At 44.5% G+C, this 24974-nt stretch carries 14 protein-coding genes, 1 tRNA gene and 3 rRNA genes; 9 read left to right on the top strand and 9 right to left on the bottom strand.

Translation table 11 applies throughout. From position 1 onward, the window contains the following. Positions 1-31 precede the first annotated feature (31 nt). Positions 32-1930: a M1 family metallopeptidase gene (locus SVI_RS20500; RefSeq protein ID WP_157608740.1), complete on the bottom strand. Its 1899-nt coding sequence runs from the start codon at positions 1928-1930 to the stop codon at positions 32-34. A gap of 42 nt (positions 1931-1972) precedes the next feature. Next, on the bottom strand, positions 1973-3352 hold the full coding sequence (locus tag SVI_RS20495; RefSeq protein WP_013053575.1) for a sodium-dependent transporter: 1380 nt from the start codon (positions 3350-3352) through the stop codon (positions 1973-1975). A gap of 426 nt (positions 3353-3778) precedes the next feature. Here SVI_RS20495 and SVI_RS20490 point away from each other — a divergent pair, with 426 nt between their 5' ends. Together SVI_RS20490 and SVI_RS20485 are read left to right on the top strand one after the other, a co-directional pair. Next, positions 3779-6448, top strand: a complete 2670-nt coding sequence (locus SVI_RS20490) for a collagenase (RefSeq protein ID WP_041420139.1) — start codon at positions 3779-3781, stop codon at positions 6446-6448. A gap of 316 nt (positions 6449-6764) precedes the next feature. Then, positions 6765-9464 carry a TonB-dependent receptor plug domain-containing protein gene (locus SVI_RS20485; protein WP_013053572.1) on the top strand — a complete coding sequence of 900 codons (2700 nt, stop codon included), beginning with the start codon at positions 6765-6767 and terminating at the stop codon, positions 9462-9464. Between the two features lie 167 nt (positions 9465-9631). Here SVI_RS20485 and SVI_RS20480 read toward each other — a convergent pair whose 3' ends face one another. From SVI_RS20480 to SVI_RS20460, 5 genes are all read right to left on the bottom strand, one after another. Continuing rightward, entirely contained in the window at positions 9632-10381 is a 750-nt protein-coding gene (locus SVI_RS20480) for a LytR/AlgR family response regulator transcription factor (RefSeq protein WP_013053571.1), read from the bottom strand. Beyond that, positions 10374-11450, bottom strand: a complete 1077-nt coding sequence (locus SVI_RS20475; protein WP_013053570.1) for a sensor histidine kinase — start codon at positions 11448-11450, stop codon at positions 10374-10376. Before SVI_RS20475 ends, SVI_RS20480 begins: the two co-directional genes overlap by 8 nt. Positions 11451-11776: 326 nt before the next feature. Continuing rightward, entirely contained in the window at positions 11777-11971 is a 195-nt protein-coding gene (locus SVI_RS20470) for a DUF2061 domain-containing protein (RefSeq protein ID WP_013053569.1), read from the bottom strand. 254 nt (positions 11972-12225) lie between these two features. Further along, positions 12226-13131 carry a 1,4-dihydroxy-2-naphthoyl-CoA synthase gene (locus SVI_RS20465; protein WP_013053568.1) on the bottom strand — a complete coding sequence of 302 codons (906 nt, stop codon included), beginning with the start codon at positions 13129-13131 and terminating at the stop codon, positions 12226-12228. Positions 13132-13276: 145 nt separating this feature from the next. Then, entirely contained in the window at positions 13277-13630 is a 354-nt protein-coding gene (locus tag SVI_RS20460; protein ID WP_013053567.1) for a hypothetical protein, read from the bottom strand. Between the two features lie 86 nt (positions 13631-13716). Between SVI_RS20460 and ccoG the strand changes: the two genes are divergently transcribed. From ccoG to SVI_RS20430, 7 genes are all read left to right on the top strand, one after another. Continuing rightward, a complete protein-coding gene (gene ccoG, locus SVI_RS20455) occupies positions 13717-15150 on the top strand; it encodes a cytochrome c oxidase accessory protein CcoG (protein WP_013053566.1) in 1434 nt (477 codons plus the stop codon). Positions 15151-15761: 611 nt separating this feature from the next. After that, a 16S ribosomal RNA gene (locus SVI_RS20450) occupies positions 15762-17306 on the top strand. Between the two features lie 306 nt (positions 17307-17612). Further along, positions 17613-20517, top strand: a 23S ribosomal RNA gene (locus SVI_RS20445). Positions 20518-20669: 152 nt separating this feature from the next. After that, positions 20670-20785 (top strand): 5S ribosomal RNA (gene rrf, locus SVI_RS20440). The 16S, 23S and 5S rRNA genes sit together here with 1 tRNA gene alongside, the layout of an rRNA operon. Before the next feature lie 104 nt (positions 20786-20889). Then, positions 20890-20966: transfer RNA gene (locus SVI_RS20435), tRNA-Asp, on the top strand. A 1214-nt stretch (positions 20967-22180) separates the two neighbouring features. Further along, positions 22181-22432: a YkgJ family cysteine cluster protein gene (locus SVI_RS20855; RefSeq protein ID WP_013053565.1), complete on the top strand. Its 252-nt coding sequence runs from the start codon at positions 22181-22183 to the stop codon at positions 22430-22432. A 21-nt stretch (positions 22433-22453) separates the two neighbouring features. Continuing rightward, positions 22454-22912: an Rrf2 family transcriptional regulator gene (locus tag SVI_RS20430; protein ID WP_013053564.1), complete on the top strand. Its 459-nt coding sequence runs from the start codon at positions 22454-22456 to the stop codon at positions 22910-22912. A 26-nt stretch (positions 22913-22938) separates the two neighbouring features. Here SVI_RS20430 and SVI_RS20425 read toward each other — a convergent pair whose 3' ends face one another. Next, entirely contained in the window at positions 22939-23709 is a 771-nt protein-coding gene (locus SVI_RS20425; protein WP_013053563.1) for a divergent polysaccharide deacetylase family protein, read from the bottom strand. 44 nt (positions 23710-23753) lie between these two features. Further along, the gene (locus SVI_RS20420; RefSeq protein WP_013053562.1) at positions 23754-24974 is read right to left on the bottom strand and encodes a S41 family peptidase; all 1221 of its coding nucleotides are present in this window, start codon (positions 24972-24974) and stop codon (positions 23754-23756) included.

The following is a 24974-nucleotide window of genomic DNA, read 5'->3' as shown; positions in this document are numbered from 1 at the left end:
TATGTAGCGGAATATCTAATAAAAATACCGCCTAAATGGCGGTTTTTTTAACTCTGTTGGTTAGCCTAGATATATTGATATATACCAGATCTGTGTTGACCTTAAACTCAGATTCTAGAGGCAGAGATTGCCAGCTATCGGTTACCAGTAGTTTGCGCTTCTTACCGTCTAAGGTGATTGGAACTGGCATAGTAAAGTCGCTCACATCTGCTTGCCAGCGATACTCAATACTATCTTGGCTACGGTAAAGCTCCAATGTCGGTAACTGATTAAAATAGAGGTACTGGTCGAATACCTTCTCAAAATCCCTATCGAAATAATTATTGAAGAAATTTAGCACGTCGAGAGTATCTAGGTTCTGCCTGTTAAATTTAGAGGTGAAAGCCCTGATGCCGTCCCACCACTTCTTATCATCATTGATGATATGTCTCAGGGTATTGATAAATAAGGTCCCTTTGAAGTAGATATCTGAAGTTGGCCAATGACCTATGCTAGGAGGGCCTATCATGGGGTAGCGGTTTTTTACCTTGTCCTTATAGCCGTTGATGTATTTTATTGCCTCCGGATAGCCAAACTGATCTTCAACATAAACCGATTCGGCGTAAGTACACCAAGCCTCATGGATCCAGGCATCCGAGAAATCATTGCTGGTGAGACTGTTACCGAACCATTCATGGCCAGATTCGTGAATGATGATGAAATCAAATTTTAGACTTATTCCCACTCCGGTCCAGTCTGGATCTGAGCCATCCCCCCGGTTATAGCCATTTTTAAATTGATTGCCATAGGTGATGGCACTTTGATGCTCCATGCCAGTATAGGGCGCTTGAATTAACTTATAGCCATCCTGGATAAATGGGTATTGGCCAAAATGCTTTTGATAACTCTTCATCATGGGGATGACTTGAGTAAATTGTTGCTTAGCTTTGGCGAGATCTTGCTCCAATACATAATAATCTAGGCTGAGTTCACCTAAGTTTTCACCGAAATGGACATAGTTACCTATGTTGAGTGAGACACTGTAATTATTAATGGGATTATTGGTTTGCCACACATATTCTGTATAGCCATCGGCTAAAATATTGGTGGCAATCAGCCTACCATTGGAGATGTTTTTCAGGTGTGAAGGCACAGATATCCGCATTGTCATCGACTCTACCTCATCCCTTTGTTGATCCTTGTTGGGCCACCAGACCATAGAACCTGTGCCCTGACAGGCTGTGTTAACCCAATCTAATCCCCTGCTGTCCTTCTTGAAGGTGAAGCAACCGAAGCGCCCCTTAGTGCTGGGCTGACCCGAATAGTGAAAGTCGATCTCGTTAACTGAGCCTAGTTCCAGAGCAGCTGGAAAATGAATGTAGACGGCGTTGAGATCTCGTTCATATTCAAGAATCTGATCTTTATAACTTATCTTGTCTATTTGTAAGTTTTTATAGAGATCGATGCGAATGGTGTCATCCCTTTGCAGCATCCTGAAACGGATCTTGTTGTGACCCGTCAGATAACGCTTGTCTATATCAACCTTGAGGGTGAGATCGTAACTCAAGAGGTCGTTATTCTCTCGGTGCTGGCGATAACTGCCCCATTGAATATTATCTTTTGGGTGGGGCAGTGCCTGTTCATCGGCAAGAAGCTTAGGATCATATTGCAAGACGATAGGCTCGCTGGTCACCTGAGAGTGAGTCAGCATTATTGGCTGGTGATATTTGGCTTTCACTTGTATGTCTGAAAACTGCCTATTAATGTTAGCCAGGCCGAGCCTGTCTGTACCATAGGCCGTACGGCTTGAAGGGTTATAGATCACGGCGCCTTCAATGGCTTGGCCGTCTTTAGAGCTAATGACGCTGATCTGTTTATCACTGGCGTTCGCAGCTGTCGAACTTAAACAGATACAAAGCAAATACAGGATTCGAGTTAAAATTGACTTCATTTATTCGGATCTCAAGTTAGGTATGGTGAGCAGATACAGACCTTAGAGGCTGAAACCTGATAGGAATACGAGTGTGATAGCAACGGGTATCAGGTATCGAATAAGCAGTTGCCATACCCTGAAGCTGGATTTATTCAAACCAAGCGCTGCCTGCATGGTTGCGGGGGGCAGTCGCCATCCGACGAATATGGCGGTGAGTAAACCACCTAAGGGAAGTAAAATACTGGCGGAGATATAATCCAGAGATTCGAAGATTGTTTTATTTTCTAAGAAAGGTAGCAAGGCCAAAGGATGATAACCACTCAATTGATTGAGGGATAACACTGAGCCTATACCCAATAACCAAATAGTTAAGCCACTCAGCAAGGTAGCCTTAGCCCTGCCTAGCTTAAACCGATCGCTGGTCCAGGCAATAATAGGTTCAAAATTACCGATACAAGAGGTGAATGCCGCCGCGATTAACAGGAGGAAGAATATGCCACTGAATATTTGCCCTCCAGGTAGATCGCTCAGGGCTATGGGCAGCACCTGAAATACTAATCCTGTTCCCGTATCTGGTGTTAACCCATTGGAAAATACCAGAGGGAAAATTGCAAAACCTGCCAGCATAGCGACAAGTGTATCGGCAACGACGACTATGATGGCATTACTTGCAATGGAGGTTTTGGGGTCTAGGTAGGAGCCATAGGTGACCATCACAGCCATGGCTATGCCTACGGAGAAAAATGCCTGTCCCAGAGCGAGCAAGAATGTCTGTCCTGAAACTTGTGAAAAATCTGGCTTGAGTAAAAAATCCACAGTGGCTGACATATCGCCAACCATAGCGGCATAACAAACCATGGCAATAAGGCAAATAAACAATGCTGGCATTAACACAGTTACGGCCTTTTCTATCCCGGCTTGTACCCCACGTATATTAACCATGATTATGATGATAACCACTAGCGTGTGCCAAAATATGAGCCTGACTGGGCTTGCCATTAAGCTTTCAAAATGTTGTTTAGATTCCTGGCTGTTGATGCCAACAAATTCGCCGGCAATAGCCATGGTGAAATAATCTAATGTCCAACCTGTGATCACCGTATAGGTCAGCATCATCATAAACACAGCTAGAATGGCCATGGCTCCGACTTTTGACCACTGGGGCGAGAGATTATTGTCGGTGGCGAGTAACTTGAAGCTTGTTGCCGCCGAAGCGGCTTGTTTCGTTTGTCGGCCAATTGCCCATTCTGACATGACCAGGGGGACACCGATGCAGAGCGCACAGGCAAGGTAGATTAATACGAAAGCGCCACCGCCATTTTCTCCTGTTATATATGGAAACCTCCATATATTTCCCAACCCAACTGAAAATCCAATCGACGCCAGCAGAAAAGTGAGTCTCGATGACCAATTATTGTTATTACTTATTGATGTGGCCATATATTCCTCTATGTTTTTTCATTGTATTACTTCTTTATTTATTGGTTTTAATGAAGATTGTTAGCAAAAAAAACAGTGCGGAATATGGCAATGGTTTTTAGTGGTTGATTTGAGGTTATGGAGTGAGTCTAGAGTGTCATAGGATTATGGGGTGTTAAATAATTGTTTGATTATGAAGGTTATTTACGTTTTTCGTTTTAGGTTTTTTAGCCTGTGCCGACTTGAAATTTATCTCTTTTTATATATTTTTAAATATGCGTAATCGCAAATTTTAAATATTTGATGTGATGTTTGTACTTAATTTTAAGTATGTATATCTTCATCTTTTTAACTTCTTAAAAATATAATTCAAATTTGGTTATCCATGATGTTTTGAGTCGTTTGTATTTAAAGATAATAAATAACCCAATTTTAAAGGGTACTAGAATGATAAATATAAAAAATACCAGCAAGCGAGTAACGGCTTATGGTTCTGCGCTAGTCGCGGTCTCACTTTTTAGCGGTGCTGGAGTTGCAGCTACTGTGAATACACCGCCAACAGCGGAAAGTATCAACACCTTAAGTAAACCTAGTTCACATATTCATCAGGCTGCCATGCCCATGTCGACTCAGGCACAAATGGCACCGGGAGACTCTGTATTACGCTATCAATATAGCTGTAGTAGTGCGATATCGATTCGCTCCGAGTCCTACATAAGTCCTGAAAATCTACAGGCTGTGTGTGATGAACTCGTCACTGAAGAGGCTAGGTACCACCTCTTGATGAAAACCAATCAGCAGCCCCTAGCGGGGGATTATAGTCAAACTGTTGAGATTAATGCATTTAAAGACTATGCCTCCTATCAATACAATGCTGCACAGATATTTGGTATCGACACCAATAACGGTGGTATGTATCTGGAGGGTGATCCTTCAATACCTGGTAATCAGGCCAGATATGTGACCTATATTACCGATGATGCTAATAGCTGGTGGATCATGAATCTATCCCATGAGTTTAATCATTATCTCGATGGTCGATACAATATGGCCGGAAATTTCGAAACCTATATGTCGAGCTCTAATAATGTGGTTTTTTGGTTAGAGGGCTCGGCTGAATATATAGCTTGGGTCGACTGGCCCTATGATTATATTGGTGAATTGGCAGCATCGGCGGCATTGAGTCTATCCGATGTGGTCAATACTACTTATGAACATGATACTGGTCGAATCTATCAATGGGGATATTTGGGCGTAGCCTTCATATTCGAGCGTCATCCTGAAGCGTTAGATAGCATACTAGCCGCATTTAGAAGTGGAGATTATGCATCCTACAACAGCTTCATTCAGAATTTTGCTTACCAAAATAGCAGCGAGTGGTACGAGTGGTTAACTTGTACAGCCAGTTATCATGATAGTCCGAATAAGGAATGTTGGGATCATACACCTACAGATGGTGGCGGAGGAGGAGATGGCGGCATCCCCGCAGATGCCTCATGCAATGCCATGGGCCCCTATAGCGGAAGAACCTCGACAGCAACGTCTATCACTATCGAAAACTTAACCTCTCAGCACCTGAAAATTCGTTGGTTACAAGCAGATGGTAGTCTCTACTCAACTATTTATGATAGTGATTTTGAACCTGGTGAGCGTTGGAGTCACAGCGCCTCGGTTGGTGATAAATGGGTGGTAACCGATAACTCAGGCAGTTGTAAGAAGCTGTTCACTGCGGAACTTGATGGTGCTTACAGCATAGGTGATCAACAAGCTGGTATAACAGATCTGGTTAAGGGGGTGGCGGCATCAATACCCGCTGCGAATGCCGGCGATGAATACCGTTTTCGTTTGAGTGTGCCTGCAGGCGCGACGGATGTTAGTTTTAGCGTCAGTGGTAATAACGGTGATGCCGACCTCTATGTGAAAAAAGGCAGCCAGCCGACATCAAAGGCCTACGATTGTAAGTCTGATAGCTCAGGCAGTGTTGAAACTTGTATCGCAGGTAATGGTGAGGGTGATTTCTATGGACTGGTGTCTGCTTATTCAGCCTTCTCTCAAGCCCAGATCACCGCTGATTATCAACTTGCTAATACAGGCGGTTTAACACCAGATGCATCCTGTGCCTTAGAGGGACAGGCTTACAGCAGAAATGGTACTCAGACTCAATTTACCATCAATAATAACAGTGACACTAATCTGAAAATACAGTGGCTACAGGCCGACGGTAGCCGATATGCCAATGTCTATAATGATAGTTTTGCCCCCGGTGATAGTTGGAGTCGCAGCAGCTATACCCAAGATAGGTGGGTGATCACAGATCAGTCTGGTCAATGTATGAAAGTTATCACTGTTAGCGCTAATGCCAGCTTTGATATGGTTGGAGATGGCGGCGGTGATGGTGGCGGTGGTGGGAATACGCTTCAAGCTTGTGCCGGTGGTATTCAGGCATACCCAACTAGTTATCCAAACAGCTGGTATTACACTAGGTTATGTACCTCAGGTACAGGTATCCCAATTGTGTCGGCCAATGTTGCTTCGGCTGCATCTATCGAGCGTACGGCTTACTTGTTAGATGGTGTAATGCAGACCGTAGACAGTCGAGTGGTTCCACAGATGGTTGCCAATGGATTTCGTCATGCTGTGATGGGCAGATATCCCTATGAGCTAACGACTCAGTTACCCGAATATAGCCATCTGGATTCTGCCTATTGGGATGAACGTGCTCGAGGTTTGGGAGGCATGCCTTCTGTGCCTGTAGGCTCGAGCGCCGAAGAGAATGCTATGTGCTATTCAGATGATCGCTATCTTGGCGAAGACATAACTATTCATGAATACGCTCACTCCTTGCACCTCTTAGGGTTAGATTATGTATTCCCTGGTTTTAGTAGCCAATTGCAGTCGGCTTACTCCAATGCTAACTATTATAATCTTTGGGGCGCGGGTCATTATGCCATGACAGATTATAAGGAATATTGGGCCGAGGGAGTGCAAAGCTTCTTCAATTCGAATATGGGAGGTGGGCCGAATACCCGCAGTGCACTACAAGCACAAGATCCTACTCTATACGGCATCGTCTATGGGATTTTCGGTAATAGTCCGTTTTATCGAACCTGTCCTTAGAGACTAAATAGCATCAAAAAGGGTTGTTCTTATTCAACCCTTTTCATTTAAAAATTTATTTTTATTAAATATTTATGCATCTCTAGTTACTAGTTGCTTGATTATTGTCACCAATTCACCGATAGATGTCACCAATAACAGCCCCGTCTCTTGATTAAATAATAACAATACAAATCAGTGTATTACCTCTCGCCTCCCGTCGATTTTTTACTTGCTTACCTGTGTATATTGTATACAGTTGTATTTGTTTCGAGTTTGTTAATTATGCGAATTCGGAATTCATGGAGTGAGATATAAATACAAATAATAAGGAAAAATGATGAAATGCGAACCTAGATTGAAGCTAACTCAGCTTTCAATTGTTATGTTGTCTATTGGATCAAGTTTGGCTTTCCCCGCTCTGGCTGAAGAAGAGCAGAGTTTTGAAAAAATAATGGTGACTGGCTCACGTATTGCGCGTACTGAGCTTAGTTCCTCATCACCGATAACCGTTATCACTAAAATTCAGATGGAACGCTTAGGTATCACAGATATAGGTGAAGCGCTGCGTAAGCTACCTTCGCTTACGGGTAATACTTCCAACTCACAATCAGACAGTGGAGCAGGCTCTACTGCGACCGTGACACTGCGTGGTATCGAAGCAAGTAATACTCTCATTCTAATAAATGGTCGAAGAACGATTGCTGCCAATGCCAATAATGAGGTCGACCTATTATCGATTCCATTTGAGGCGGTGAGCCAAATTCAAGTGCTGAAAGATGGTGCCTCGGCCATTTATGGCTCCGACGCTATCGCTGGTGTGGTGAATATCATCACCCGAACAGATTATGATGGTGTCAGAGTGAATGCCAGTTACGGCATTTCAGGACAGGGAGATGCGTCAGAAACCAGAATAGGCATGACTCTGGGGACAAGCTCGGATAAAGGCAGTTTGATGTTAGCCTTGTCCCACAATAATACCGATGGCTGGCAATCAAGGGATAGAACGCGTACCCAAGACGCGGACTTTACCCATGTTGGTGGCCAGAACATGCGCTCAGGTACAGCTCCCAATGCCAAACTATCAGGCTTTGGTTTAGGTGATGGAAACTGGACAGTATTAGATGCAAATAACCCGGGTGCAGTTGTGCCTTGGGAATACAGCGAAATGGGCTATAACTACCATGACGTTACTTCTGGGGCCAATACCCTCAGTAATACAGCTATGTTTTTCTATGGTGACTATGAGTTAACCGATGAGATAAATATTTTTGCCGAAGTCAGCTCTTTTCAGGGATGGAATCGAGGCAATCAGGCTCCTCCAGGTGTAGATACCGGTTGGTACGGTGGCGGTTCTGGGACGCCGGCATTTCATCGTTATAATGCAGATGGTTCTCAATATGGTGTAGGCGCTAATCAAAAGTATAATCCCTTCGGCGAGACGGGTAACGTCTCTCGCCGTTTCGTAGAGTATGGACCTAGGGTATATACCAATGAAACAGAGATCACTCGCTATACCTTAGGGCTTAACGGTAGCTTAGGTGAATACGATTGGGATCTGACCTATTCGAGTCAAACCGGTCGCGTGACATCTGATGGCGGTTTACAACCATCCTTGATGCGTATCGATGCAGCATTAGCTGATGAGTGTGGAACCTCTGCGGATCCAAGCTGTGTACCTATGAATGTATTTGGCCCGCCAGGCTCAATTACGCAGGAGATGTTAGATTATATAAATGTCACTAAGCCATTGGTTATTAACGACAACTCATTAGATTACATTCAGGCAAGTTTTGCTGGTCCAATCATGGAGTTACCCAGTGGAACTATTGAGTTTGCTGTCGGTTATGAGCATAGAGAAGAGCAGGCCTCTCAAAGAGCTGACATTAGCCAGCAAACAGAAACCTTTGATGTTTCCTGGGGCGGTGCAAAGCCGGATGTGGTCACACCGGTAAGAAAGATTGATGAAGTCTATGCCGAAGTAAATATCCCAGCATTGGATAGTTTAGAGCTACAGCTCGCAGTACGCCACTCTAAATATAGTGATCTGGGTGAAAGCACCACCAATCCTAAGTTTGGCCTGATCTGGAAGCCTCTAGACGAGATAACCGTGCGTGGTAGCTACTCTACCGGTTTCCGTGCGCCGACTATGTTGCAAATGTACTCGGGGCAATCAGCGGGTTTCACCGAAGGAATCGCAGACCCCTGTGATCCTACTGGTACAGGAGTAGTAGCATCATTGCCTGGTTGTGCGGGTCTTGAAGACGGTTTGATTCAAAATACGGTAAAAGGGTTTAATGTAACCTCAGGTGGCAATAAAGAGTTAAAGCCGGAAAAGGCGCAGAACTTAACCCTTGGACTGGTTTATGAACCGTTAGATCGCTTGTCTTTCACCTTGGATTACTTCCGAATTCTACAAGAGAACGTGGTTTTCCAAAGCCCTGAATATGTCATAGACCAAGCATATGTAGCTCAAAATCCTAGTTATATCGATGATGTGGTTCGTGCCGAAGGTGGTAAGGGTTACATAGTCTCTGTGTATGCACCTAACGATAACATCGCGGAGCGCACATTAGATGGTCTCGACTTTGCTGCCATGTATGGTTTCGAGTCTGAAATCGGTGAATGGACCTTTAACTTAGAGATGTCTCATTTCCTCACTTTCGATGTGCAGGATACTGCCGACTCACCCTCACGTTCCATAGTGGGTACCTATGATAATTCATTCGGTAACATTCCACAGGATCGTGCCAACCTGACTCTAGGCTGGAATAAGGATTACTTGGCGGTTACCTATAACCTTGAGTATATCTCGGCGACCGATGAGCCTGGTGGTCACACCATGGACTCCTCTAACTTTCATAATGCTCAGGTGGATTACCACTTAGAAGCCTTAGGTTTAGATCTCAATTTAGGTGTTAAGAATCTTTGGGATCAAGAGCCACCATTGAGATTTGAGGGGACGAACGGTGTTGACTATAACACTTACTCCTTACGTGGCAGGTTCTTCTATATGGGAGTCGTGAAAGAGTTTTAAGTAATATCAATTGTAATACCCCTCTCCATTAAACCTTTACCAGGTCCCACCTGTGGTATTCACAAGGTGGGTTTTTTTATTCAATGGATTCTGCTTTATGGGCTCTGGTTCCCATCCTAGGGATTTACTCTGACTTGGCCATCCACTTCTAATGATCTAGATGCTCGTTAGCTATCCATGCTTAAACTACGAAAAAGATATGAGTAACTCCTACTAACTGGCAAGGGCTCATCTAGTTTTTTCATCAAAGCGTATAGTTGCTCTCCATCTGCGGTCTGAACATGATCTAAGTGTTCGACATTGATCACTGTACTTCTGTGTATCTGCCAAAAAATATCCGGGTTAAGCTGAGATAACAGATGTTTAAGTGGCAGGCGAACTAAGGCTTCTCGATCTTTAGTAAGCACCCTTACATATCGGCCACAGGCTTTAAAGCAGATGATGTCGTCAACAGATAATAACCAGAACTTATTTCCTATCTGAATTTTTATTCTATTTAGAAAATGCTCCCTGTTACCTGGTATAGCCGATAATAGCTGTTTAATATCTGCTGGAACTGAGGATAATCTGGCGTTTACTCTTTCAATACAGTCTTTTAAACGCTGATCTGAGTAAGGTTTTAAGAGGTAGTCTATGGCGCCTGCATCGAATGCTTCGATGGCATATTTATCATATGCCGTGATAAAAACGGCATGAAAATTATGGTTAGTCTGTTGGACTACCTCGATTCCCGTTAGATCCCCCATCTGGATATCCAGAAATGCAACGTCTGGCTTCAAGCTATTGAGTGCCTTGAGTGCGTCCGTTCCGGTAGCAACCGAAGAGATAATATTTGCCTGAGGCCAATACTTGTTCAGTTTGAATTGTAGGCTGGTTCGTAGGATTTCTTCATCTTCTGCAATTAAAATATTAGCCATTTGCGGGAACCTCTATGTTTGAATAGGTTTTCTTATTGGTATCGCAATTTATTGAAAACTTATAGTTTTTATTATATGTAACATCTAGTCTAGCGATTAGATTTCTAATTCCTGTGCCATATGGAGAGGGTTTATATCTTCCTATGTCATCGATTACCGAGAGGACTAAAGTGTCTTTATTGATGACTTCTGCGGTAATAGTGATCTTGCCAACACCGTTATTTTTTTCAATCCCATGTTTTATCGAGTTCTCAACCAAGGTGAGGATGGAGATAGGTAATATGGGATGATTAAGTAACTTTTCATCTATGATCATCTCGAATCTTAGCTGTTTACCGAAACGTATCTGTTGAATATTAAGGTACCTATGTATCATCTCCAGCTCCTCGGACAACATAATAAATTTGTGGCGAAACTGATGGACAGTTGAACGTAGGTATTCGGTTAACTCTTCGAGTAAGTTCTTAGCTTTATCTGGATCTATATCGATTAAATTATGCAGGTTGGCCAATGTGTTGTAGAAGAAGTGTGGCTCTATTTGCGCCTGTAATAGGTGCAGTTCCATCTCGATTCTGTCTCTCTCGATGGATTGCTCTGCGATCTCTTGTTTCAACATCTGAAATTTTGGCTGGGACTCCCTGCTCTGTAGGTAGATGATCAGCATGATGGCCCAGGCTGAGAATATCAGGGTTGAAAGTGAGTAGACGGTAACTTGAAAAACCGGGTGTAAGCTACTCTGATCCCAGGGAGTGTTAGTCGTATAGATAAATGGGAAGCTGACGGTAAAGGCCAGTAAGCCGATCATGGCTATCCGTGAGATAGACATCTTGCTATCTGGGCCCTTAGACAGGATAAGATATGAAAAGGCGAGAGAGAATCCGAGTATGTTCATCGCCTTGAAGTAGCCCAGTAGCTCAGCAAAGAAAAACTCAAAACTGCTTTCAACTACGGTTAAGTGGTAGATGGTTTTTAAAAATGCACAGATAGAATTAATAGCGAAAACCGTGAGCACACTCTTGAAGGTGATTATAGATCTGAGGGTCTTAAAGCGCAAAATACTAGTGTGCATCTTAGCTCCTGATAGTAAGATTTATTCTTACTTTTTATTATGTTATTGGCTAGTTGTAGATTAATGCAAATGGGTTTTATGTACACTTATATATGAATATGCCAGCTCAACATTAAGATAAACTTGATTCTTAATCTTGTGAGTATGTATATAAGAAGCTAAGACCATGGCAGGTTTAAAGACGTTATGTCATCAATAGCTGGGATTGTGGTGTCAGTGGCCGTATAGAGGGTGTGAAATTATCTTGTCGAGCAGGTCAATCTCGCCATTGACATAGTTTTGGCTGCAGTTGTCGTCGGCTATTAGATTTTCTCCAAGTGAGCTATCTAGCTTACGAGTAGACTTTCTTGTTGTTGCTCAATTTTTTTCCATACTTTCTCATGGAAGTAAAAAACAACAGTATTAATAGCAGGCTCTATTAAGGCTATGGCTCCACCTAAGATCACACTGCCGGTTAATAGATAGGTAACAGTAAATGCGACGGTGAAATGTAATATTGCAAAGGTGAATGTTTTAGTCATGGTGAAAGCCTCTCAGTAATATCTATCTAAATAATAACTATTATCATCTGTGTGATAAAGAGGATTGGTTAGATGAGTCTAATTACATTTACCGATTAGGCTTTGGTTATAACGTCAGTGTTGTCGATTTTGTGAAGAGGCTGGATGATTACCTTATTTGGTAAATAATAGAACCATAGATATCCATGGCTCTATTTATACCGCTAGGTATTAGATAAAAAGTTAGCTAGTAGTTAAAGTACAATAAACAGGGCTTAGTAGTGCCAAGGGAACTGACTGAAATCTTTTTCACGCTTCTCCAGAAATGCATCTCTTCCTTCTTGGGCTTCTGCGGTTGCATAGGCTAAACGTGTAGCTTCTCCGGCAAAGAGTTGTTGCCCGACTAAGCCATCATCGGCCATGTTGAAACCATATTTCAGCATGCGCATTGCGGTTGGCGATTTAGAGTTGATCTCTCTTGCCCAATTTAGCGCTTCTGTTTCAAGTTCTGCATGGGGAATAGAGCGGTTAACCATGCCCATGTCGAAGGCTTCGTCGGCGCTATAGTTAAAACCAAGGAAGAAAATTTCTCGAGCGCGTTTCTGACCTATCATCTTAGCAAGATAGGCACTGCCATAACCTGAGTCGAAACTTCCCACATCTGGATCTGTCTGTTTGAAGATGGCATGTTCTTTCGAAGCCAGAGTCAGGTCGCAAACGACATGTAGACTATGACCACCTCCCACGGCCCAACCGGGAACCACTGCGATAACCACCTTAGGCATGAAACGAATTAAACGCTGTACTTCGAGTATATGTAGGCGACCCATACGTGCAGGATCTGGCTTACCGTCTTCGGCACCTTCATATTTATAGCCGTCTTTACCACGAATACGTTGATCTCCACCGGCACAAAAGGCCCAGCCTCCATCTTTAGCCGAGGGACCATTACCTGTAAGTAGTACACAGCCTACGTCTGACCATTGCCTAGCATGATTCAAAGCCGTGTATAGCTCATCGACTGTTTTAGGTCTGAAAGAGTTTCTGCACTCGGGACGGTTAATTGCAACACGTACCGTTCCCTGATCTTTAGCCCTGTGGTAAGTAATATCTTCGAAATCAAATCCGGAAACTTGTTCCCACAGAGTGGGATCAAATATGTCTGAAACCTGTTGGGTCATAGCTCTAGCCTTTTCAACTTGGTATCTAATGGCATTTATGCCCAAAGGCTAGGCGCAAACCTAACCTAGGTCAATAATAGGCAGAGGGAAATGCCGACTGAGCCTAGAATCAACAAGAAAACCATCAGGAATTATCTGATTGGGGTTACCTGAGTTTGTCGCAGATATATTGTAGGTTATCTCGGCTGAAACTCTCGTGTCTTGGAGCTGCTCCACTACAATATTCATCCTTAAAGTCTTGAACACTGTATTCAGACTCCAAAATACCATCGAGTGCACTGAGTTCCCCGCTCGACATGCGTTGGGATATCTCTTTCTTAAGTTGAGATGCCTTATTATCCACCTTGATAATCTTAGTGCCTCTCATGGCATCTAGCTTACGTTCTATTTTAAGCAGCAGGGCATCTGTCTGCGCCATAGGTTCATCTAGCTTATTGGTCTCGGTTGCTAGGTAATAAAGTACACCAACTCCTAACCCTAATATGATCCAGCCTCTCATTTTAAATCCAACTTTGTTTCATAGATGTGCTATAGAGGTATAATAAGCTAATTTTCGTGCAAGATTAAAGCGGTAAGGTTACAAAAATGAGCGCAGAGTCTAATAATAAGGATTATTCGAAGGAAAAACGGATTAAAATCCACCAACCTGATGCTAGTAAAGCGGATAGATTTAACCCTCGTAATAGAATTTATGTTAGAGCTGTCAACGGCCTGTGGACTAAACTCAGAAGAAGACTAGGTTGGATCACCATGTCATTCTTTCTTATACTTCCTTGGATACCTTGGGGGAACCGTCAGGCGGTGTGGTTTAACTTGGCTGAGCAGAAGTTCCACATCTTTGGACTCACCATCTGGCCTCAAGATCTGACTCTCCTGGCTGCACTATTTACTATAGCCGCATTTGGCCTCTTCTTTGTGACTACTTACCTAGGTCGGGTCTGGTGTGGATTCACCTGCCCCCAGACGGTTTGGACCTTTATCTTTATCTGGTTCGAGGAGAAATTGGAGGGGGCAAGAAATAAACGTATGAAGTTAGATCAGCTGCCCTGGAATTTTAATAAGCTATGGCGTAAGACAGCTAAGCATGCGGCATGGATAGCTATCTCCTTACTGACGGCAATGACCTTCGTGTCTTACTTCGTCCCGAGTAGAGAGGTATATATAGAAGTCTTTAGCCTTAACGCGACCGGAGGCATCTATTTTTGGGTGGTACTCTTTACCTTAGCTACTTATGGTAATGCTGGCTGGATGCGAGAGATTATGTGCATTCATATGTGTCCCTATGCTCGTTTCCAGGCTGTGATGTTTGATAAGAACACCTTTATAGTCGGTTATGATACTAAGAGAGGCGAGACCCGAGGTCCTAGATCTCGTAAGGCAGATCCTAAAGACCTGGGTTTAGGGGACTGCATTGATTGTGATCTGTGTGTTCAGGTTTGTCCTACAGGAATCGATATTAGGAATGGACTCCAGTATGAGTGTATTAACTGTGGCGCCTGTATTGATGCGTGTGACAACACCATGGATAGAATGGGATATAAGAAAGGTTTAATCTCATATACCACGGAGAATAAGCTCGACGGTATTAAAGAGAAGGTCATTAGGCCTAAATTAGTCGGCTATGGTGTGGTGTTAACGGCGATGATATTGGTATTTGTCTATGCTAGTGCAACCATAGCACCGGTTAGAATCGATATCATTCGAGATCGTAATCAGTTATTCAGGGAGAATAACGATGGACTGATCGAGAATACCTTCACCATCAAGATCCTCAATAAAACCGAACAGGCTCACGAATATAAATTGTCGGTGCAAGGTTTACCTGAGTATCAATGGTTTGGTCCGCAGCAAGTTAAAGTCGCAGCAGGGGAAGTGTTAACCGTGCCAGTCAGCGTGGCCGTAGACCCTGTAGACTTATCTCGACCTATGATTAACATCGATTTCAAAGTTACCACGACAAATACAGCAGACAATGAACTAATAGAAGCAACGCAGGAGTCCCGCTTCTTTAGCCAATAGTATTAGTTAATAGTATAAGTAAGACTCGCTATTGGTTAAATCAATAGCGAGTAAAGAGAAACATAGAAGGAGCTTTGGCTCCTTTTTCGTTTATACAGTCTATTATAAGTGCGTATTTGTATTTTAAACGAGCTTATCGATTGTAAACTATCCACTCAGTAGCTATTCGCTTACTTTCTTAAGATTAGCCCTTGTGCTCACATCGAAATCCCCTATAATGCGCATCCACTGACACGGCAAACCAGTCTTCTAAACGAAAGCTGAAACCCAGTCAGGGCAACAAGTAAGCAGTTGAAAATTAAATTTTTAAAAGCCCTTGACGCCAACCACGGAGAGTGTAGAATACGCCTCCTCAAGCCAACGACCTAGCGTCAACGGCGGTGCTACTTAGCACCACGCTCTTTAACAATACAAAACAAGAAATCTGTGTGGACACTCACAGGTGTTGAGTTATTCGAAATTGCTTCTTAGGAAGCAATCAAAAATTTAACTCGATGAACCACTGAGTGACCATAGCAATATGTAAACTTCGAAAGTCTTCGGGCTTTTGAAAAACAGTATAATTCATTGAGCCGATGTCATCTTCGAAAGAGGATGCATCAAAAGAACTTTAATTGAAGAGTTTGATCATGGCTCAGATTGAACGCTGGCGGCAGGCCTAACACATGCAAGTCGAGCGGAAACAGAAAGTAGCTTGCTACTTTGCTGTCGAGCGGCGGACGGGTGAGTAATGCCTAGGGAACTGCCCAGTCGAGGGGGATAACAGTTGGAAACGACTGCTAATACCGCATACGCCCTACGGGGGAAAGGAGGGGACCTTCGGGCCTTTCGCGATTGGATGTACCTAGGTGGGATTAGCTAGTTGGTAAGGTAATGGCTTACCAAGGCGACGATCCCTAGCTGGTCTGAGAGGATGATCAGCCACACTGGAACTGAGACACGGTCCAGACTCCTACGGGAGGCAGCAGTGGGGAATATTGCACAATGGGCGAAAGCCTGATGCAGCCATGCCGCGTGTGTGAAGAAGGCCTTCGGGTTGTAAAGCACTTTCAGCGAGGAGGAAAGGTAGGTAGTTAATAACTGCTTACTGTGACGTTACTCGCAGAAGAAGCACCGGCTAACTTCGTGCCAGCAGCCGCGGTAATACGAGGGGTGCAAGCGTTAATCGGAATTACTGGGCGTAAAGCGTACGCAGGCGGTTTGTTAAGCAAGATGTGAAAGCCCCGGGCTCAACCTGGGAATTGCATTTTGAACTGGCAAACTAGAGTCTTGTAGAGGGGGGTAGAATTTCAGGTGTAGCGGTGAAATGCGTAGAGATCTGAAGGAATACCGGTGGCGAAGGCGGCCCCCTGGACAAAGACTGACGCTCAGGTACGAAAGCGTGGGGAGCAAACAGGATTAGATACCCTGGTAGTCCACGCCGTAAACGATGTCTACTCGGAATTTGGTGTCTTGAACACTGGGTTCCCAAGCTAACGCATTAAGTAGACCGCCTGGGGAGTACGGCCGCAAGGTTAAAACTCAAATGAATTGACGGGGGCCCGCACAAGCGGTGGAGCATGTGGTTTAATTCGATGCAACGCGAAGAACCTTACCTACTCTTGACATCCATAGAACTCGCTAGAGATAGCTTGGTGCCTTCGGGAACTATGAGACAGGTGCTGCATGGCTGTCGTCAGCTCGTGTTGTGAAATGTTGGGTTAAGTCCCGCAACGAGCGCAACCCTTATCCTTATTTGCCAGCACGTAATGGTGGGAACTTTAGGGAGACTGCCGGTGATAAACCGGAGGAAGGTGGGGACGACGTCAAGTCATCATGGCCCTTACGAGTAGGGCTACACACGTGCTACAATGGTCGGTACAGAGGGTCGCAACGCCGCGAGGTCAAGCTAATCCCACAAAGCCGGTCGTAGTCCGGATCGGAGTCTGCAACTCGACTCCGTGAAGTCGGAATCGCTAGTAATCGTGAATCAGAATGTCACGGTGAATACGTTCCCGGGCCTTGTACACACCGCCCGTCACACCATGGGAGTGGGCTGCACCAGAAGTAGATAGCTTAACCCTTCGGGGAGGGCGTTTACCACGGTGTGGTTCATGACTGGGGTGAAGTCGTAACAAGGTAGCCCTAGGGGAACCTGGGGCTGGATCACCTCCTTACCTATACGACTAACTCAATATTTGCTGAGTGTTCACACAGATAACTTGTTCTTGTTAGAGCGAGAAACGCACCTTTACGGTGTTGTTTGTTCTTTAAAAATTTGGAAAGCTGATAGTGTTAATGCGAAAGGGATAATGACTTACTTGTAGGTTGTTATTAATAGCATTAGCGCGAAAAATAAATAAATAATTGAGTTCTCAAACACTTAAATCAAGTGCCGAAGCATAGCGATATGCTTCAAGAGTATTCTTTTGGCGAAAGTAAACACCATTAGTTGCGATACAACAAACTTATGTGGGTTGTATGGTTAAGTGACTAAGCGTATACGGTGGATGCCTTGGCAGTCAGAGGCGATGAAGGACGTAGTAACTTGCGAAAAGCGTTGGCGAGCTAGTAACAAGCATTTGAGCTAACGATATCCGAATGGGGAAACCCACTCACATAAGTGAGTATCACATACTGAATACATAGGTATGTGAGGCAAACCCGGGGAACTGAAACATCTAAGTACCCGGAGGAAAAGAAATCAACCGAGATTCCCCTAGTAGCGGCGAGCGAACGGGGATTAGCCCTTAAGTCTATAGGGTGTTAGTGGAATGAGTTGGAAAGCTCAGCGGCACAGGGTGATAGCCCCGTACATGAAAACTAACTATAGATGAAAACGAGTAGGACGGGACACGTGACATCTTGTCTGAACATGGGGGGACCATCCTCCAAGGCTAAATACTCCTGACTGACCGATAGTGAACCAGTACCGTGAGGGAAAGGCGAAAAGAACCCCTGTGAGGGGAGTGAAATAGAACCTGAAACCGTATACGTACAAGCAGTGGGAGCGGTTCTTGAGACCGTGACTGCGTACCTTTTGTATAATGGGTCAGCGACTTACATTTTGTAGCGAGGTTAAGCGAATAGCGGAGCCGTAGGGAAACCGAGTGTTAACTGCGCGTTTAGTTGCAAGGTGTAGACCCGAAACCCGGTGATCTATCCATGGGCAGGTTGAAGGTTGAGTAACATCAACTGGAGGACCGAACCGACTTATGTTGAAAAATGAGCGGATGACTTGTGGATGGGGGTGAAAGGCCAATCAAACCGGGAGATATCTGGTTCTCCTCGAAAGCTATTTAGGTAGCGCCTCGAGCGAATACCATTGGGGGTAGAGCACTGTTAAGGCTAGGGGGTCATCCCGACTTACCAACCCTTTGCAAACTCCGAATACCAATGAGTACTACTCGGGAGACACACGGCGGGTGCTAACGTCCGTCGTGAAAAGGGAAACAACCCAGACCATCAGCTAAGGTCCCAAAGTTATTGCTAAGTGGGAAACGATGTGGGAAGGCTTAGACAGCTAGGAAGTTGGCTTAGAAGCAGCCATCTTTTAAAGAAAGCGTAATAGCTCACTAGTCGAGTCGGCCTGCGCGGAAGATTTAACGGGGCTAAGCAATACACCGAAGCTATGGGTTTGCTAGTTTACTAGCAAGCGGTAGAGGAGCGTTCTGTAAGCCGTTGAAGGGAAAGGGGTAACCCATCCTGGAGGTATCAGAAGTGCGAATGCTGACATGAGTAACGATAAAGGGAGTGAAAAACTCCCTCGCCGAAAGACCAAGGTTTCCTGTCCAATGTTAATCAGGGCAGGGTAAGTCGACCCCTAAGGTGAGGCCGAAAGGCGTAATCGATGGGAAACAGGTTAATATTCCTGTACTTCTGCTAACTGCGATGGAGAGACGGAGAAGGCTAGGCTAGCGCGGCGTTGGTTGTCCGCGTTTAAGGTTGTAGGTTGTATTCTTAGGCAAATCCGGGAATACGCATTAAATTGCAAGACTGAGGACTGATGACGAGTCACTAAGGTGATGAAGTAGTTGATGCCATGCTTCCAGGAAAATCTTCTAAGCTTCAGGTTAGTAGGAATCGTACCCCAAACCGACACAGGTGGTTGGGTAGAGAATACCAAGGCGCTTGAGAGAACTCGGCTGAAGGAACTAGGCAAAATGGTACCGTAACTTCGGGAGAAGGTACGCTCCCAGCGGTGATGAGACTTGCTCTCTAAGCTGCCGGGAGTCGCAGATACCAGGTGGCTGCAACTGTTTATCAAAAACACAGTACTGTGCAAACTCGCAAGAGGAAGTATACGGTATGACGCCTGCCCGGTGCCGGAAGGTTAATTGATTGGGTTATCTTCGGAGAAGCTCATGATCGAAGCCCCGGTAAACGGCGGCCGTAACTATAACGGTCCTAAGGTAGCGAAATTCCTTGTCGGGTAAGTTCCGACCTGCACGAATGGCGTAATGATGGCCACGCTGTCTCCAGCCGAGACTCAGTGAAGTTGAAATTGCGGTGAAGATGCCGTATACCCGCGGCTAGACGGAAAGACCCCGTGCACCTTTACTATAGCTTGGCACTGAACATTGAACCTACATGTGTAGGATAGGTGGGAGACTTTGAAGCAGAGACGCTAGTTTTTGTGGAGTCAACCTTGAAATACCACCCTTGTAGTTTTGATGTTCTAACTTAGGCCCCTGAATCGGGGTTGAGGACAGTGTCTGGTGGGTAGTTTGACTGGGGCGGTCTCCTCCCAAAGAGTAACGGAGGAGCACGAAGGTTGGCTAAGTACGGTCGGACATCGTACGGTTAGTGCAATGGCATAAGCCAGCTTAACTGCGAGACATACACGTCGAGCAGGTACGAAAGTAGGTCATAGTGATCCGGTGGTTCTGTATGGAAGGGCCATCGCTCAACGGATAAAAGGTACGCCGGGGATAACAGGCTGATACCGCCCAAGAGTTCATATCGACGGCGGTGTTTGGCACCTCGATGTCGGCTCATCACATCCTGGGGCTGAAGTCGGTCCCAAGGGTATGGCTGTTCGCCATTTAAAGTGGTACGCGAGCTGGGTTCAGAACGTCGTGAGACAGTTCGGTCCCTATCTGCCGTGGGCGTTGGATGATTGAAGGAAGCTGCTCCTAGTACGAGAGGACCGGAGTGGACGAACCGCTGGTGTTCGGGTTGTTATGCCAATAGCATTGCCCGGTAGCTACGTTCGGAATCGATAACCGCTGAAAGCATCTAAGCGGGAAGCGAGTCCTAAGATGAGTCATCCCTAGGAATTTAATTCCTCTAAAGAGCCGTTCGAGACTAGGACGTTGATAGGCAGGGTGTGTAAGCGTTGTGAGGCGTTGAGCTAACCTGTACTAATGACTCGTGAGGCTTAACCATACAACCCAGATGGGTTTGTAGCGTTAATGATGATTACTTTACAAGCACAAAAGAATACGAACTTGATTTAAGTCGAACTGAATTATTTATAAAGCTATTTAGAATATTTTAAAAGATTCTGAATAGACAGCTTTTCAAATTTACCAAATTAGTCTGGAAACCATAGCATTGTGGCACCACCTGAACCCATCTCGAACTCAGAAGTGAAACGCAATCGCGCCGATGGTAGTGTGGGGTCTCCCCATGTGAGAGTAGGTCATTTCCAGGCGCCTAATTAGCTTTGATCTTGAATAAAGATAAAGCGAGTCTCCTAGCCATGACAAGCTAGCGACTTAAAAAGAATTTAGCAATATGCGTAAGCACTTTGCTAAAGGAGCGGTAGTTCAGTTGGTTAGAATACCGGCCTGTCACGCCGGGGGTCGCGGGTTCGAGTCCCGTCCGCTCCGCCAACATTACGATAAGCCCTAACAGCAATGTTAGGGCTTTTTCGTGTCTGAATTTTGAGTAGAAAAAAGATAAAAACAGAGCGGTAGTTCAGTTGGTTAGACTCTTTATTAAACGGAGAGCGGCCTGTCCCGCCGGGGGGGCGCGGGTTCATCTTTTAAAAAGAGATAGTCCGCCCCAGCTACGCGCTCGAAAGCTTGTGCCTGACGCCACACTCGCCCACAAACATTACGATAAGCCCTAACAGCAATGTTAGGGCTTTTTCGTGTCTGAATTTTGAGTAGAAAAAAGATAAAAACAGAGCGGTAGTTCAGTTGGTTAGACTCTTTATTAAACGGAGAGTGGCCTGTCCCGCCGGGAGGGCGCGGGTTCATCTTTTAAAAAGAGATAGTCCGCCCCAGCTACGCGCTCGAAAGCTTGTGCCTGACGCCACACTCGCCCACAAACATTACGAAAAAGCCCTAACACTTCTTATAAAAAAAGAGTGTTAGGGCTTTTTCGTGTTCACTTTTTGAGTGAGAATGACGAAAAACATTCAGCATTATGCAAAAGCAATTTGCTAAAAGAGCGGTAGTTCAGTTGGTTAGCTTCTTTTGAATAGAAAGCGGCCTGTCACGCCGGGGGCGCGGGTTCATCTTTTAACAAAGTGCTAGTCCGCTTCGCCAACATTACGATAAGCCCTAACGCTTCTTATAAACAGGGAGTGTTAGGGCTTTTTGGTGTCTGAATTTTGGTTGTTATATGTGTCGCGAGTTAGTTTTTTAATAAGAGATAGTCCAACAGCATCCATGCTTAAAAGCCCTGCTCGGCTATATACATCCGTGTACAGAAGCCAGTTCGGCAGTCCCTGCCTCTCGTTCGCAAGCTTATGGCTGGCCATGCTTACCAAACCTCTCGTTCATGAGCACATCACTGTGTGATATTCATCCGCCAACACAAAGACGAAAGCCCGCTCTTCTTTTATGGAGTGTGTTTGGCCAGACTTGGCTGCCATCTGTATGTAGATTCATACCTGTTAAGTTAGCTACCGATTGGTTTTCGACTTATTCACGGCTTATTCTCCCTAGCCTATGGGCTGCTTTTGTTGTGAATCAAAGACGGCAGGGCTACAAAAAGAGTAAACTAGTCTAAATGAATTCGCTTTATTAGAAGATGCTGTGATCTTAACGGCGACTAGACTACTTAATAATAGGTATAATGTGCTGAAAGGAATGATGTTATGAATTGCCGACTTGGGTGTGGAGCCTGCTGTATTGCCCCATCTATTACGAGTTCCATTCCTGGAATGCCTGAAGGTAAGCCGGCGGGTGAGCGGTGCATTCAGTTATCAAATGACAATTTATGCATGATTTTTGGGATGAAAGAACGCCCGGACGTGTGCAGCTCTTTCTCTGCTACTATTGATGTTTGTGGCAGTACTAATACCGAAGCTATTCGTTTGATCTCTTTTTTAGAGGCTCAAACCAGTTAGATTAACTTTGTAAGGTGCTTAATGCAGTTAACTCATTATACTGATTTTGGTATTCGTACCTTAATGTATCTGGCTATTCAGCCTGATAGAGAGACTCTATTTCGAATTGCTGAGATCACTCAGGTCTTTGACTTATCACCTAACCATGTATCTAAGATAGTGCACCGCCTAGGTAAGCTAGGTTACTTAGAAACTATTCGTGGTAAGAGTGGTGGTTTTCGTTTAGGCAAGTCACCGCAAGATATCAATATTGGTCAACTGGTGAGAGTGTTAGAAAATTCACTTGCACCTATTGATTGCAGTAAACCTTATTGTCGCCTAACACCCTCCTGTCAGCTAAGAGGCGTATTAGCCGAGGCTGTTACGGCTTATTTAACTGTATTAGATCAATATTCACTGGCGGATATAGTTAGTAATAATCGGGAATTGATAAAGCTGCTGCCTGAATTGTCTATTCCTGTACTTGAACTCTGTTCATAGAAGCTGTTCTAGAATTATATCTGCGACTACTTCAATCTGATGGCGGCGTCTTTGCCTGCTCTTTGCTGTTTTTTGTTTGCTGCTAGTCTATAAGCTAGCAGATCTGAGGTTTTAACTAGGCTGACACCTGCCTGCTGTAACCGTGGTAGATTTAGTTTTAAATATTCTATTGTCTCAGGATATGGGTGAGCTATAGCAACGACCTGACCTTGCCTATGTGCCAAGGCGATAAGACGTTCAAATTGTTGGTTTAAGGCCGCTGGTGATAGATCATTATCTAAGAATATCTGTCGTTTTAACTGAGGGATCCCTAGTTTTTCAGCGGTACTGCCAGCCTTAGAAAAGCGCGTTGTCATACTATCTACGAAGTAGACTTGCTTCTGCTTTAGACTTTCCATAACCCAGCGCATGGGCTCATCGAGTTGAGTCAGTAAACTACCCATATGGTTGTTGACGCCTTTAGCGAAAGGGATGCTCTCGAAATCCTGCTGTATGATCCGCTTAACATCTATTTCACTCATGTCATTGGTTATGCCACCTGGGCCAAGTTTCTTGCCGTTAAGTGCCTGCATCGGCAGGTGTAGCATAACCTCGTAGCCTCTTTGATGTGCAGTATGTGCAACTGAACGGCCTAGAGGTGTATGAGGAAGCACGGAGAGGGTTATGTTATCTGGCAGGCTCAGTACGGCTTCATCGGAATGACGATAGCCGATATCGTCAATGATGATTGCAACTTGAGCTGCATTTACATAACTAGATGCAAAAATTGAAGCTAAAAAAAGTATTAAAAAGCGCACAGTGTTAAGTATTTTCCATACCTTTTACACTAAGGGTAAAGGCGTTATGAATTAGTTTTAATCCATGTAATTGCTGAATTTAGTATTAGATCTGCTTCAGCATTATTTTTTTCAATTTTATCATGGATATGGGTTCCGTCGATTATAGGCACAGTTTGTTCTTTTGTGACAGCATCTAGATGAAGTTTTATATCTGGCTCGATACCTTTGCGATTGATGTCACGGCCATTGGGTGTAGTGTACTTAGCGATAGTGAGCTTTATTGCGTTTCCTTCCATTAATGTAGGTATTAGACTTTGTACGGTTCCCTTCCCGAAACTAGTTTGACCTATCAACTTGGCTCTTTTGTTATCCTGTAGTGCGGCGGCAAGTACCTCAGAAGCCGAAGCCGATCCCTTATTGATCAATACCAACATAGGGACGTCCAGAAGCATAGTTTGTGGTGAAGCATAATAGTCTGAATTGGCATCGAAGAATCGTCCTTCGGTTGAGACTATTCTGCCTTTTTCAAGAAATATGTCGGCAATTTTTATGGCTTGATCGAGTAAGCCTCCTGGGTTATTCCTGAGATCTAAGATGAGTCCCTGCAATTTTAGAGGTTGCCACAGGGTTAATTGCTTGACCATCTCCTCGGTGGAATTGTCCTGAAAGCTAGCAAGCTTGATAAAGCCAATATTGCCTTCCAGCAATTTTGCCGTGACCGAGTGAACTGAGATGAGACTTGGGGCAAGGGTGACTTCATAGACAGTGTTCATATTATGGTGAGTTAGAGCGAGTACAATGGATTGATTATTCTGGCTATGGTTTTTAATCTCCTTAAGCAAATCGTCTAACTTGCTGTAATCGACTTTCTGATTGTTGAGTTTCACTATTCGATCGCCAGGTCTTATGCCCGCCTGTTCGGCGGGAGAATCTGGGAAGGGGGTTATTATGGTTATCTTGTTATCTTCAGTGGCTATCTCTATGCCAAAACCAAAATATTCACCCTTGTTGGCATTTCTGATATTGGAGAATTCATCTTTATCGAGAAAGTTAGAATAAGGGTCTAACTTAGCAAAAATACCTTCGATTGCTGCAGCGATAAGCTCATCCTGGCTTAATTCTGTAACATAGTAAGTCTCAACAGTATCGATGACGTCGAGTAGGAGTGGATAGTTGAAATTGTGATGATACTGTTCGGCATTTTCTTGTCCCGATAGGGTAACGGATATGCCTAGACCTACACCAACGAGAATACTACAAAGATAGCGAATATATTTTGACAT

The organism is Shewanella violacea DSS12 (assembly GCF_000091325.1).
GTDB classification, from domain to species: Bacteria; Pseudomonadota; Gammaproteobacteria; order Enterobacterales; family Shewanellaceae; genus Shewanella; species Shewanella violacea.
This window is presented reverse-complemented; position numbering and strand designations above follow the sequence as displayed.

Bases quoted from the DNA above. Each gene is read 5' to 3' on its own strand.
- SVI_RS20500 (WP_157608740.1), bottom strand. From the start codon at position 1,930: ATGAAGTCAATTTTAACTCGAATCCTGTATTTGCTTTGTATCTGTTTA.
- SVI_RS20430 (WP_013053564.1), top strand. From the start codon at position 22,454: ATGCAGTTAACTCATTATACTGATTTTGGTATTCGTACCTTAATGTAT.
- SVI_RS20495 (WP_013053575.1), bottom strand. From the start codon at position 3,352: ATGGCCACATCAATAAGTAATAACAATAATTGGTCATCGAGACTCACT.
- SVI_RS20465 (WP_013053568.1), bottom strand. From the start codon at position 13,131: ATGACCCAACAGGTTTCAGACATATTTGATCCCACTCTGTGGGAACAA.
- SVI_RS20485 (WP_013053572.1), top strand. From the start codon at position 6,765: ATGATGAAATGCGAACCTAGATTGAAGCTAACTCAGCTTTCAATTGTT.
- SVI_RS20480 (WP_013053571.1), bottom strand. From the start codon at position 10,381: ATGGCTAATATTTTAATTGCAGAAGATGAAGAAATCCTACGAACCAGC.
- SVI_RS20420 (WP_013053562.1), bottom strand. From the start codon at position 24,974: ATGTCAAAATATATTCGCTATCTTTGTAGTATTCTCGTTGGTGTAGGT.
- SVI_RS20470 (WP_013053569.1), bottom strand. From the start codon at position 11,971: ATGACTAAAACATTCACCTTTGCAATATTACATTTCACCGTCGCATTT.
- SVI_RS20475 (WP_013053570.1), bottom strand. From the start codon at position 11,450: ATGCACACTAGTATTTTGCGCTTTAAGACCCTCAGATCTATAATCACC.
- SVI_RS20855 (WP_013053565.1), top strand. From the start codon at position 22,181: ATGAATTGCCGACTTGGGTGTGGAGCCTGCTGTATTGCCCCATCTATT.
- ccoG (WP_013053566.1), top strand. From the start codon at position 13,717: ATGAGCGCAGAGTCTAATAATAAGGATTATTCGAAGGAAAAACGGATT.
- SVI_RS20490 (WP_041420139.1), top strand. From the start codon at position 3,779: ATGATAAATATAAAAAATACCAGCAAGCGAGTAACGGCTTATGGTTCT.
- SVI_RS20460 (WP_013053567.1), bottom strand. From the start codon at position 13,630: ATGAGAGGCTGGATCATATTAGGGTTAGGAGTTGGTGTACTTTATTAC.